The sequence below is a fragment of the Agreia sp. genome, assembly GCF_964263775.1.
Classification (GTDB): domain Bacteria; phylum Actinomycetota; class Actinomycetes; order Actinomycetales; family Microbacteriaceae; genus Agreia.
Map to the genome: position 1 here is coordinate 1 of NZ_CAXVWM010000185.1, position 12,255 is coordinate 12,255.

Here is a 12,255-nt window from a genome sequence, read left to right on the forward strand (position 1 = left end):
TCGCGATCGGGGTTCGTGCCGATGTCACGTCGGCGATCGACATCCAGGCCGCGGTGGACGCTGCGCTGCTCGCTTTCGGAGGGCTCGACCTCGTGGTGAACAACGCCGGGCTGTCGCTGTCGAAACCGTTGCTGGAGACGACGGATGCGGACTGGGACCTGCAGCACAACGTCATGGCGAAGGGCTCGTTCATGGTCTCGAAGGCGGCCGCGAAGGTGCTCATCGAGCAGAAGATGGGCGGCGACATCATCTACATCTCGAGCAAGAACTCGGTCTTCGCCGGCCCGAACAACATCGCGTACTCCGCGACGAAGGCCGATCAGGCGCATCAGGTGCGACTGCTGGCCGTTGAGCTCGGCGAGCACGGCGTGAAGGTGAACGGCATCAACCCGGATGGCGTCGTGCGCGGTTCGGGCATCTTCTCGGGCGGATGGGGAGCCAAGCGCGCCGCCGTCTACGGTGTGCCCGAAGAGGAGCTGGGCGCATACTACGCCAAGCGCACCATCCTCGGCCGCGAGGTGCTTCCCGAGAACGTGGCCAACGCCGTCGCGGTGCTCACGGGAGAAGACCTCACGCACACCACCGGGCTGCACATCCCCGTCGACGCGGGCGTCGCGGCGGCCTTTCTGCGATGACCGCCGCAGTCGCCGCCGTCGACCTCGGAGCCACGAGCGGCCGGGTCATGCTGGGCTACGTCTCGCACAACGAGCTCAGCCTGCGTCCGGTCGCACGCTTTCCGAACATCCCGGTCTCGACGATCGACGGACTGCACTGGAACATCCTCGAGCTCTACCGCAACGTGCTCGCCGGCCTCGGCGCAGCAGTGCGCGAGGAGCCGTCGCTCGAGAGCATCGCAGTCGACTCCTGGGCCGTCGACTACGCGCTGATGCGGGGCGACCGCATGCTCGGCAACCCGTACCACTACCGCGACGCGCGCACCGCGGCCGGCGTCGAGGCGACGAACGAGATCGTCTCACCCGCCGAGCTCTACTCGTCGAACGGTCTGCAGTTCTTGCCGTTCAACACGCTCTACCAGTTCGCAGCGGATGCCCGTGTCGGCTCGCTCGATCAGGCCGAGATCGCGCTGCTCATCCCCGACCTGATCAACTTCTGGCTCACGGGCGTGGCCCGCGCCGAGAAGACGAACGCATCGACGACCGGGCTCCTCAACGTGCACACCCGAGAGTGGGACGACGAGCTCATCACTCGACTCGGACTGCCCCGCGGCCTCTTTCCCGAGCTGGTCGAAGCGGGCACGCCGATCGGCACCCTGCTGCCGGGCGTCGCATCCGAGATCGGCATCTCGAACCGCGCGGCCAAGTCGCTGCAGGTGACGGCCGTCGGGTCGCACGACACGGCATCCGCTGTGGTGGCCGTGCCCGCGACGGGCGACGAATTCGCCTACATCTCTTCGGGAACGTGGTCACTGGTCGGCGTCGAACTGCCGAGCGCCGTGGTCAGCGAGGCGGGCCGACTGGCCAACTTCACGAACGAGGGCGGCGTCGACGGGCGCGTTCGCTACCTGAACAACGTGATGGGCCTGTGGCTGCTGAGCGAGTCGGTGCGCACGTGGGAGAAGTCGGGCGGCACCAAGATCGACCTGCCGACGCTGATCGCCGAGGCCGCCCAGGTCACGACGCCGGTCGCCGTCTTCGACGCCGACGATCCTCGTTTTCTGGCGCCGGGCGACCTGCCGAGTCGCATCGTCGACTGGTGCGTCGAGAACGATCTGGATGCGCCGCGCACGATGAGCGAATTCGTGCGGTCGATCATCGAGAGCCTCGCGCACGCCTACGCGACGAAGATCGAGCAGCTCGCCGAGCTGTCGGGACGCATGATCACGACGATCCACATCGTCGGCGGCGGATCGCTCAACGCCCTGCTCTGCCAGCTCACAGCCGACCGCACGGGGCGCACGGTACTGGCCGGCCCCGTCGAGGCGACCGCCATCGGAAACGTGCTCATCCAGGCCCGGGCGCAAGGCCTCGTGACCGGATCGCTCGAGAGCCTGCGCGCGCTGGTGGCCCGGGCATTTGCGCCGGTGAAGTACGAACCGCGAGTGCGCTACGCAGATCGGCCGGCTTAGGCCGCCGGCACCCCGAACCGACTGCGCCCGGTGGCGCATCTGAGAATCTCCGTGGCTGAAGATTCTGTGATGCTGCCGCCGGGCGCAGTCATTCGTGCGCCGGGTGACACTGAATAATTTTTCGCTGCCGGATTCTCTCGACCACCGGGCCATCCACTCGTCGCGCGCGACGCCCCAGACTCCAGTCAGCCGGCGAGGCTGGTGGCCGCGATGATGACGAGGTCTTCAGTGTTCTCGAATCCTGCGGTCGCCTGGGTCAGCTCGCTGAAGCCGACTCCGACGACGGTGAGACCATCGATGGAGCCTGTGAAGGTGCCCTCGATTTGCGTCACCTGGGCGCCTGCGGCCGTCGCGTTGGCGGCAGCGGCAGTCACGGTCGCAGCCCCGCCCGACAGAACCGCATAGTTACCCGTTGCACCCGCGTTGCTGAAGCTGATCACGCAGACCGTGGGGAGGTCGGCGATCACCGCGGCGGGCGAGAAGTCGGTGCTTGCTGTGGCGATAGTCGCTGCGGGGATGGGCACGCCGCTGACCGAGTTGATCGTCGCGACCTGCTCCTCGGTGCACTTTTTCGCATCATCCGAGGCCTGCTCACTGGGTTCTGCTTCGGATGACGCGCTCACGGTCGGTTTAGACGAGCTGGTGCCTGCCTCCGACTCGGAGTCCGACGCTCCGGCGCTGCAGGCCGCGAGTCCGACTAGTCCGATCGTGGCGAAAGCCGCGGCGGCGAGGGTTCGAAAGCTGCGTCGTGAGAGAACGGTACTCATTGATGTGCTCCTTGTGGATTATGCGATGACTTGCTCATCACAAGGCTGACAGTCGTATTGGGTGCACGCGATGGGGAGAACTCCCCATTGCGGGCCGCAAAGGGCGCAGAACGACGACGGCACAATTGCATCGTTCACTCGCTCGACTTCTGGATCGCCGAGATCTTCACGCCTTCGAACGCGAACATGAGTCCCGGTACAGAGCAGGCTTATCAACAAACATTTTTTCGACGAGTACGGCGGTGCGCATGGGCAAGCCATCCGACGACGCCGATCTGCACACCGACGACCCGGCGGCAACGCTCGCCCTCTGGTCGTCGCTGGCCAGGCGGCGCTCCTATAAAAGATGACCTCGACGTTGGACCGGTCGCCCGAGTGTCGGGCGTGGCTGGACAGGCCGCGAGTCCGCGCATAGACTGTGGTCTGACCACATGGTCTGACCACAGGCATCCGGCTATCGAGGAGGACGCGACGTGACTGTCATCGACACGCGCGCCGTCGACTCGCGTCGCGCGTGGCAGATCGTGCTGCAGCACATCGAGGCCGACCTGCTTGCGGGACGTCTCGCTCCCGGCGACCACCTGCCGGCCGAGCGGGTGCTCGCCACCGAACTCGGCGTTGGACGCTCCTCGGTTCGCGAGGCGCTGCGCGTGCTCGAAGTGCTCGGGCTCATCCGCACGCAGACGGGATCGGGCCCGCAGTCGGGCGCCATCATCGTGGCCCGCCCATCCGGCGGCATGTCGTCGCTGATGCGACTGCAGGTCGCAGCTCAAGGCTTCGACGTGCGGGATGTGGTGAAGACCCGGCTCGTGCTCGAGGCGGCCGTCGTGACCGAGCTGGCCGAAGCATCCGGCGCCAACACCGGCGCCGCTCGCACGGGCACCGTCGTTACTGGCACCGTCGGCACTGGCACCGGCGCCACCCGCGCCGTCGATCTCGGCGCGGCCGTCGAGTTGCTCGACGCGATGGATGCCGATGGCCGGGTCTCCGAGGCCGAGTTCCTCGCGCTCGACGCGGCCTTCCACCTCGCGCTGGCCGAACTCTCGGGCAATGCCGTGATCGCCTCGATGATGGCCGGCCTGCGCAACTCGATCGAGAGCTACGTTCTCGCCGGCGTACCGAACCTGCCGTCGTGGCCCGAGACATCCGCTCGCCTGCGGCACGAACACCGCGGCATCGTCGAGGCTATCGAGGTCGGCGACGCCGAGCTCGCCCGCACCCGCGTTCGCGCCCACATCACCGGGTACTACACCGAGACCAACTTCATCTCTTCCCCCGCCGACCCCATCGCATAGAGGACACCCCATGGTTGAACGTCGTTTTCCGAATCCCAAGGAACTGCTGCCCCTCATGCAGTTCAAGAAGCCCGAGCTCGACGGCAAGAAGCGTCGGCTGCAGGGCGCGCTGACCATCGACGACCTGCGCACCATCGCCAAACGCCGCACGCCGAAGGCCGCGTTCGACTACACCGACGGATCGGCCGAGGGCGAGCTGTCGCTCAGGCGCGCACGCCAGGCGTTCCAGGACATCGAGTTCCACCCCTCGATCCTGCGCGACGTGTCGAAGCTCGATACGACCACGACAATTCTCGGCGGCACCTCGACCATGCCGTTCGGCATCGCCCCAACCGGGTTCACCCGTCTGATGCAGACCGAGGGTGAGATCGCGGGAGCTGGCGCGGCCGCCGCGGCGGGCATCCCGTTCACCCTGTCGACGCTCGGAACCTCGTCGATCGAAGCCGTCAGAGCGGCGAACCCGGCGGGTCGCAACTGGTTTCAGCTCTACGTGATGCGCGAGCGCGAGATCTCGTACGGCCTCGTCGAGAGGGCGGCGGCCGCAGGCTTCGACACGCTGATGTTCACCGTCGACACTCCGGTGGCGGGTGCACGCCTGCGAGACAAGCGCAACGGCTTCTCGATTCCGCCGCAGCTGACCGCAGGCACCATCCTCAACGCGATCCCGCGGCCGTGGTGGTGGTACGACTTCCTCACGACTCCGCCGCTGGAGTTCGCCTCGCTCTCGTCGACCGGCGGAACCGTGGGCGAGCTGCTCGACTCGGCGATGGACCCGTCTATCGACTTCGAAGACCTCGCGTTCATTCGCAGCATGTGGCCCGGAAAGATCGTGATCAAGGGCGTGCAGAACCTCGAGGACTCGAAGCGCCTCGCCGACCTCGGCGTCGACGGAATCCTGCTCTCGAACCACGGAGGCCGCCAGCTCGACCGCGCTCCGATTCCCTTCCACCTGCTGCCCGACGTGGCCCGCGAGGTCGGAGGCGACGTCGAGGTGATGGTCGACACGGGCATCATGGACGGCGCCGACATCGTGGCGTCGCTGGCCCTCGGCGCCAAGTTCACGCTCATCGGCCGCGCCTACCTATACGGGCTCATGGCCGGAGGACGCGCGGGCGTCGACCGCACGATCGCTATTCTCTCGGAGCAGATCGTGCGCACGATGAAGCTGCTCGAGGTCGCCTCGATCGAGGAGTTGACGCCGGCGCACGTCACGCAGCTGCAGCGCCTCGCTCCGCGCGCGGTCTCCGCGCAGACCGCCGCGGTGGCCGAAAAAGCCGGCGCGCGTTCGGCACGGGCGCGCAAGCCCGCCGCATCCACGCCTGCTATTGCCCAGACCGCCGCGGAGAAGGTCGAGGCGACGCCCGCCGACGCGTAGTTGCTGTTTCTTATTCAGGAGGAGGGGCGAGCCATGTGGATAGTGTCGGCGGTGACGCGCTCCTCCTGAACGAGTAGCTACGACGAAGGTGAATCGTGAAAAGTGGCTCTTTCTGGGCGGCGCCATCGTCGGCGAGGTGACCGATCCGCTCTACCCTGCGACCGCACGGGTATTCACTGGTCGACCTCAGCGGCCGAGCCAGCCTCCGTCTACCGGCAGGAGGATGCCGTTCACGTAGTCCGACGCCGAAGAAGCCAAAAAAACTGCCGCCCCCGCCAGGTCATCCGGCTGCCCGAGGCGGCCCGCCGGAATGCGATCGAGGATCTGCTTCGACCGCACCGGGTCTGCCTTTAGCCCCTCGGTCACGCGGGTGTCGATGTAACCGGGCGCGATAGCGTTCACGTTCACGCCGCTGCCGGCCCACTCGTTCGACAGTGCGCGCGTCAGCCCGGCCAGCCCCGACTTCGCCGCTGCGTAGCTCGCCACGTTCAGCCCACCCTGGAAGCTCAGCATCGACGCCGTGAAGATGATCTTGCCCGAGCCACGTGCGAGCATTCCGCGCCCCACGGCCTGCGCAAGCACGAACTGGCTCGACAGGTTGACCTCGAGAACGTGGTCCCAGTCATCTGGCGTGTGCTCGACGGCCGGAACCCGCCGGAACGTCCCGGCATTGCCGACCAGGATGTCGACGGGCAGCTCGGCGAGCCGGCCCGCCAGCGCGCGGGTCGCGGCGCGGTCGGCGAGATCGCACCGGATGGCGGTGAACGCGCGCCGCCGCTTCTCGACGGTCCGTTGCAGCTCGCTGCCCGAGGCCTCCATGCCGAGGCTCACGCCGACAATGTCGGCTCCGGCGCCCGCGAGCGCCGTGGCGATGCCGAGGCCGATGCCGCGGCGGGCACCGGTGACGACGGCGAGTTTTCCGGTCAGATCGAACATGTCGCGAGCATAGCTTCACACCACTCCGAGGTAGCGGGATTGCACCCCGGGGTCGCCCGCGATCTCCGACGCGGGCAGATCTGCGGCGATGCGCCCGTTGACCATCACGAGAATGCGGTCGCACAGCTCGGTCGCGAAGCGCAGGTTCTGTTCGACCAGCAGAACCGCCTGCCCCTCCGACACGACCCGCCGGAACACCCCGGCGAGGTGGTCGACGACTGCGGGCGCGAGGCCCTCGCTGGGTTCGTCCATCACGAGCAAACGGGGGTTCGTGAGCAGCGCGCGGCCGATTGCGAGCATCTGCTGTTCGCCACCCGAGAGCGCGCCACCGCCGTTCTTCTTGCGTTCGGCGAGGCGGGGGAACAGCTCGTAGATCGCGTCGGGGTTCCAGCGCGCACCCTTCTTGGCCCCGACCATCGTGAGGTGCTCGTGCACCGTCAGCGAGGGAAAGATGCGGCGCCCCTGCGGCACGTAGCCGATTCCCGCCCGGGTGACCTGGAAGGGAGCCTTGTTCGCGACATCCCGCCCCTCGAATTCGATCGAGCCCGACTGGGCCGGCAGCATGCCGGCGATGGCGTTGACCAGCGTGGTCTTGCCCATGCCGTTGCGGCCGACCATGCCGAGGGGCTCGACGCCCATCTCGAACGAGACGTCCTGCAGCACGTGCACGCGCCCGTACGAGACGTTGAGGCCGGAGACGCGAAAGAGGGGGTCAGGCGACGTCGTCAAGGGAGCCTCCGAGATAGATTTCGCGCACGCGCTCAGACGACCGGATGTCTGCGGGTGAGCCCTCGAGGATCTTCTCGCCGTCGTGCATCACCACGACCCGGTTGGCCACCGCGAGCGCGATGTCCATGTCGTGCTCGATGAGCAGGAGGGTGATCTCCTCGGGCAACTCGCGCAGCAGGCGCACGAGGTGGCTGCGCTCAGCGGGCGAGAACCCGGCCGCGGGTTCGTCAAGCATCAGCAGTTTGGGCTGCAGGGCGAGCGCCATGGCCAGTTCGAGCTGGCGCTGCTCGCCATGCGACAGGTCGGCGACGATCGCCGAGCCCTTGTCTCCGAGGCCGACCCGATCGAGCAGGCGCTCGACCCGCGACCAGCGGTTGACCGTGTTCACGTGCTTCGAGCTCGGCCACGAGACCCTCAGGGAGGCACCGCGGAACTCCGAGCCGCCGAGGGCCACGAACACGTTCTCGGCAGCCGTCAGCTGCTCGAACAACCGAGAGGTCTGGAAGGTGCGGGCGAGTCCGCGCTTCGCCCTCTTCGCCGTGGAGAGCTTCGTCACGTCGTGACCGAACAGCTCGATGCGACCCGATGTGACGGGGAAGACCCCGGCGATGAGGTTGAAGAGCGTGGACTTGCCCGCCCCGTTGGTTCCGATCACGCTGATGCGCTCGCCGTCGGCGATCTCGAGGTCGACGTTGCGCATGGCCTTGAGCCCGCCGAAGTGCTTGGACACATCGGCGACGCGGAGAGCGACATCAGTCATGATCGGTTCCTCTCAGTGTTCCGGTGGGCGAACCCGACGCTTACGGGCAGCCGTCGAAGCGGTCGTAGACCGTGGTGCCCTGCTTAACCCCGGTGGCCTCGCTGACGTCGGTCAGGGTGAGCGCTCCGTCGGCACCTGCGGCGACCTCCACGAGGAAGTTGTCGACGATGGCCTGGCGGTTCTCGTCCATCGAGATGGCACCGGTGGGGGAATCCCACGACGTGGCCTCGAGTGCCTTGCGCAGGTCGGCCTGTCCGTCGCCGAGGTCACCCTTGACGTCTTCGATGCCGAGCAGCAGCGACTCGAACGAGTTGTAGTACAGGATCGAGAAGATCGATGGGCTCGGGAACGCATCGGGCTGCGTCACGTAGGCGTCGACGAACGTCTTCCAGTCGGGGTTGTCGTAGTCGGCTCCGGGAACCGGGCCACCGGTGATGGTGCCGATCGCGGCCTGGCCGATGTTCGCATCCCCCGACAGCGCCGTCGTGTCGACGGCGATCGAGCCGCCGACCAGCGGCTTGTTGACGCCGGCCGTGACGGCCTGCGAGAGGAAGCTGGCGGCATCCGCACCACCGAGGCCTACGTACACCGCGTCGGTGTCTGCCGGGATCTGAGAGAGGATAGTGGCGTAGTCGGTCGTGCCCACGGGAACCCAGGAGTTTCCGTTGACCTCGCCGCCGGCCGCGCAGAACTCGGAGAAGAATCCGCCGGCGTTGTCGTAGGGGAACGAGTAGTCCTCGGCGATCGAGTAGATCTTCTTGTAGCCCTTGTCGTTGTAGGCGTAGTCGCCGAGGCCGCCCATCCACATGGCCGAATCGCCGTGGAACCGGAAGAAGTTCTCGGCCCCCTCGAGCGTCATGCTCACGGGGCTGGCCGATCCGTTCACGAAGGTGATGTCGGGCGTCGTGAGCGCGTACTGCACGATGGCCTCTCCCTCGTCACCCGAGACCGGTCCGAACACGATGTCGACGCCGTCGTTCTCGACGAGCTTCTTGGCTTTGGTCTGGGCCGATCCGGATGTTCCGTCGGTTCCCTCGTAGATGAACTCGACCTGCTTGCCGCCGACTTCACCGCCATCGACCGTGCCGCCGCGGGCCTCCATGGCCACGCCGACCGCGGCCTTGGCCTCGCCCATGCCGAAGGCGAGGTTGCCCTCCGAGGTGGCGAGCACGCCGATCTTGATGGTGTCCGAGCCGCCGTCGCCGGAGTCTCCTCCGGAGTCGCTGCCCGAACCGGCCGGTGCGCATCCTGCCAGGAGGAGCACGAGGCCCGCCCCGACCGAGGCCGCAACGAAGGCGGACCTCTTGATATTCAGCGTCATTGCTGTTTCCTTTCGTTGGATGTATCTGTGATTCCAGGGGGTGTCAGCACGTCGGGGTCTGCCGGCGCCTGGGGTGCGCGCCTGCGTTTCGAGAGTGCCCTGACGACCTGCTGGCCGACACCGGCGAGGCCGGTGGGGGCGAAGAGCAGGACGACGATGAAGACCAGTCCGGTGAGCGTCATGTAGCGCTCGGTCACGTTCTGGGCGAAGTTGTCGAGAAGGGTGAGCACGATGCCGCCGACGAAGACGCCACCGAGCGACCCCACCCCGCCGATCACGGCGACGACGAGGATGTCGAGGGTCGACGAGAGGCTCACCACGTCGGGGTCGACCTGGGCCCGGTCGAACACCATGATCACGCCGCCGATCGAGGCGATGAACGCCGTGAACGTCATGGCGGCGATGCGGTAGCGGTTCACGTTGTAGCCGAGCGCGCTCATGCGCTCGGGCGAATCCCGGATGCCCTGCAGCGCCAACCCGAAACTGGTCGCGGCCACGTAGCGGCAGAGCAGGTAGCAGAACACCGCGGCAGCCAGCGCCCCGTAATAGAAGATGTGCAGCTGCGTGAAGTCGACGACCCCCAGGTCGGGGCGCGGGATCGGGGCGAGCCCGCGCCGCGCGTTCGTGACCTCGATCGACTGCGACGCGAACGAGTAGACGACCTGCCCGATCGCGAGGGTGATCATCAGAAAGTAGATGGCCTTGGTGCGGGCTGCGATCAAGGCCACGAGGAACCCGGCGATCGTGCCGGCGAGGATGCCCACGGGCACGGCGACGAACACCGATTGATCGAGGGTCACGACCACGTAGCCCACGCCGTAAGCCGCGATGCCGGCGAGTGTCATCTGCGCCAGTGAGAGCAGCCCCACATAGCGGTTCAGGAACACCAGGCTCATGGCGATCGTGCCGAGCCAGAGCGACTTGATGCCGATATTCGGAATCCAGAAGCGCGGTCTGTCGACCACGTAGGGGAAGGCGAGGGCAGCTCCCAGGATGACGACCCAGAGGATCCAGCGGTAGCGCTGCCAGACCGTCTTCTGCCTCGCGCCCACGGGCAGTGGCTCGACGAGACCGCTGTCGGTGGGTTTGGCCAGGATGCTCATGCCGCCGCCGTCCTTCGGCCCAGGATGCCCTGGGGTCGGAACGCGAGCACGACGACCATCAGGGCGAAGGTGAGAACCAGGGAGTAGGTGGGAGCGAAGACCAGCGAGAACTGCGAGATCAGGCCCACGAGCGCGGCTCCGATCGCGGCCCCGGGGATACTTCCCATGCCTCCCACGATCACGACCACCAGCGAGAAGAGAAGGTAGGTGCCGTCCTGTCCGGGCAGCAGTGGAAACAGGGTGCCGCCGACCACACCAGCGAAGCCCGCGAGCGCTGAGCCCAACACGAAGATTAGGGCGAAGACGACGCGCACATTGATTCCGGTGGCGCTGGTCATCTGGCTGTCGTCGACGCCAGCGCGCACGATCGAGCCGAAGCGGGTGCGATTGACGAAGAGCCAGAGCCCCACACCCACGGCGATCGACAGCCCCAGGATCAGCAGCCGGATGAGCGGGTACTGCCCCATGCCCGGAAGCTCGAGGCCGATCTGCAGCTCGGCGGGCAGTGGCACCTGCGTGGCCGTGCCGCCGAATGTGGCGAGCATCAGGTCGGTGCCGATGAGGCTCACGCCGAGGGTGATGAGCGCCACGCGCATGTCGTCGTCCTGGAAACGGCGGATCAACACCTGGTGGATGAGGAGTCCCAGGATTCCCACGGCGACCGCTCCGCCAAGCGCGCCGAGGAACCAGTTGCCTGTCTCGCGGGCCACGACGTAGCCGAGGTAGCCGCCCAGCAGGTAGCTCGTTCCGTGGGCCATGGTGATGACGCGCATGAGCCCGAAGATCAGGGTGAGTCCCGAAGCCACGAGAAAATAGACCGCTCCGAGAGTGAGCCCATTGAGCGCGATCAGCAGAAACTGATCCATGTCACCTCTCTCTCACAACACTGTGATCGATCCAACATTCGATTGTGGACACCAATTTGTATCCACGGGTGTATACAACTTCTTGTACAGTAATTGCACTGATCGCCGCTGTCAACGGAGGACAATAGTTGCCTATGACACCAATTGCGACGAGGCGACTTCAGACGACGAAGCACGCGATCATCGACGTCGACTACTGCCGAGTTCCCGCCATCGCACCCGGGACGACATTCATCGACGACGGCCGCATCAGCCCCGACCGGCATGTGCGCATCAGCTATCTGCAGAGCCGGCTCAGCGACCCTCCTCTTACAGGAGCCGACGGCTCCGATCACCCTTCGACAAGGAGAAACACATGTCACGTCCCGTAACCCTGTTCACCGGCCAGTGGGCCGACCTGCCGTTCGAGGAGGTGGCCCGGCTCGCCGGAGAGTGGGGCTACGACGGCCTCGAGATCGCCTGCTGGGGAGACCACCTCGACCCCTGGCGGGCCGCCGAAGACGACGCCTACGTGCAGTCGCGCCTTGACATCCTCGAGAAGAACAACCTCTCAGTCTTCGCCATCTCGAACCACCTCAAGGGGCAGGCTGTCTGCGACAACCCCATCGACTTTCGACACAAAGACATGGTTTCGGCGAAGGTCTGGGGCGATGGAGACGGCGAGGGCGTGCGCCAGCGCGCCGCCGAAGAGCTGAAGAAGACGGCCATCGCAGCGCGCAAGCTCGGCGTCGACACGGTCGTGGGATTCACCGGATCGAGCATCTGGCAGTACGTGGCGATGTTCCCGCCCGTGAGCCAAGATGTGATCGAGGCGGGCTACCAGGACTTCGCCCACCGCTGGAACCCCATTCTCGATGTGTTCGAGGGCGAGGGAGTGCGCTTCGCCCACGAGGTGCACCCCTCGGAGATCGCGTACGACTACTGGTCGACCGTGCGCACCCTCGAGGCCATCGACCACCGAAAATCGTTCGGGCTCAACTGGGATCCGAGTCACATGGTTTGGCAGGGAATCAACCC

12 protein-coding genes are annotated in these 12,255 nt (G+C 66.5%); 5 read left to right on the plus strand and 7 right to left on the minus strand.

Annotated elements, in window-relative coordinates:
* Together ACE5CZ_RS13430 and ACE5CZ_RS13435 are read left to right on the plus strand one after the other, a co-directional pair.
* A partial coding sequence (locus ACE5CZ_RS13430; protein WP_374947837.1) for an SDR family oxidoreductase occupies positions 1-635 on the plus strand: 635 nt, incomplete at its 5' end.
* On the plus strand, positions 632-2,086 hold the full coding sequence (locus ACE5CZ_RS13435; protein WP_374947838.1) for a rhamnulokinase family protein: 1,455 nt from the start codon (positions 632-634) through the stop codon (positions 2,084-2,086). The genes ACE5CZ_RS13430 and ACE5CZ_RS13435, both read left to right, overlap by 4 nt.
* Positions 2,087-2,271: 185 nt before the next feature.
* Here ACE5CZ_RS13435 and ACE5CZ_RS13440 read toward each other — a convergent pair whose 3' ends face one another.
* Positions 2,272-2,853, minus strand: coding sequence for a hypothetical protein (locus ACE5CZ_RS13440; RefSeq protein WP_374947839.1), 582 nt, complete (start codon positions 2,851-2,853; stop codon positions 2,272-2,274).
* A gap of 473 nt (positions 2,854-3,326) precedes the next feature.
* Between ACE5CZ_RS13440 and ACE5CZ_RS13445 the strand changes: the two genes are divergently transcribed.
* Together ACE5CZ_RS13445 and ACE5CZ_RS13450 are read left to right on the plus strand one after the other, a co-directional pair.
* Positions 3,327-4,148, plus strand: a complete 822-nt coding sequence (locus ACE5CZ_RS13445) for a FadR/GntR family transcriptional regulator (RefSeq protein ID WP_374947840.1) — start codon at positions 3,327-3,329, stop codon at positions 4,146-4,148.
* A gap of 10 nt (positions 4,149-4,158) precedes the next feature.
* A complete protein-coding gene (locus ACE5CZ_RS13450) occupies positions 4,159-5,523 on the plus strand; it encodes an alpha-hydroxy-acid oxidizing protein (RefSeq protein ID WP_374947841.1) in 1,365 nt (454 codons plus the stop codon).
* A gap of 186 nt (positions 5,524-5,709) precedes the next feature.
* Here the strand turns inward: ACE5CZ_RS13450 and ACE5CZ_RS13455 are convergent, their stop codons facing one another.
* From ACE5CZ_RS13455 to ACE5CZ_RS13480, 6 genes are read right to left on the minus strand one after another with little or no spacing between them, the layout of a single operon-like run.
* Positions 5,710-6,459: an SDR family oxidoreductase gene (locus ACE5CZ_RS13455; protein ID WP_374947842.1), complete on the minus strand. Its 750-nt coding sequence runs from the start codon at positions 6,457-6,459 to the stop codon at positions 5,710-5,712.
* Between the two features lie 15 nt (positions 6,460-6,474).
* Positions 6,475-7,188 (minus strand): ABC transporter ATP-binding protein, encoded by a 714-nt coding sequence (locus ACE5CZ_RS13460; protein ID WP_374947843.1) that lies wholly within the window; start codon positions 7,186-7,188, stop codon positions 6,475-6,477.
* A complete protein-coding gene (locus ACE5CZ_RS13465; protein ID WP_374947844.1) occupies positions 7,172-7,948 on the minus strand; it encodes an ABC transporter ATP-binding protein in 777 nt (258 codons plus the stop codon). Before ACE5CZ_RS13465 ends, ACE5CZ_RS13460 begins: the two co-directional genes overlap by 17 nt.
* 40 nt (positions 7,949-7,988) lie before the next feature.
* Positions 7,989-9,269 carry an ABC transporter substrate-binding protein gene (locus tag ACE5CZ_RS13470; RefSeq protein WP_374947845.1) on the minus strand — a complete coding sequence of 427 codons (1,281 nt, stop codon included), beginning with the start codon at positions 9,267-9,269 and terminating at the stop codon, positions 7,989-7,991.
* Positions 9,266-10,372: a branched-chain amino acid ABC transporter permease gene (locus ACE5CZ_RS13475; RefSeq protein WP_374947846.1), complete on the minus strand. Its 1,107-nt coding sequence runs from the start codon at positions 10,370-10,372 to the stop codon at positions 9,266-9,268. The genes ACE5CZ_RS13470 and ACE5CZ_RS13475 overlap by 4 nt, the downstream gene beginning before the upstream one ends.
* The gene (locus ACE5CZ_RS13480) at positions 10,369-11,238 is read right to left on the minus strand and encodes a branched-chain amino acid ABC transporter permease (protein ID WP_374947847.1); all 870 of its coding nucleotides are present in this window, start codon (positions 11,236-11,238) and stop codon (positions 10,369-10,371) included. The genes ACE5CZ_RS13475 and ACE5CZ_RS13480 overlap by 4 nt, the downstream gene beginning before the upstream one ends.
* Positions 11,239-11,593: 355 nt before the next feature.
* Here ACE5CZ_RS13480 and ACE5CZ_RS13485 point away from each other — a divergent pair.
* The coding region (locus tag ACE5CZ_RS13485) for a sugar phosphate isomerase/epimerase family protein (protein WP_374947848.1) at positions 11,594-12,255 on the plus strand (662 nt) is incomplete at its 3' end.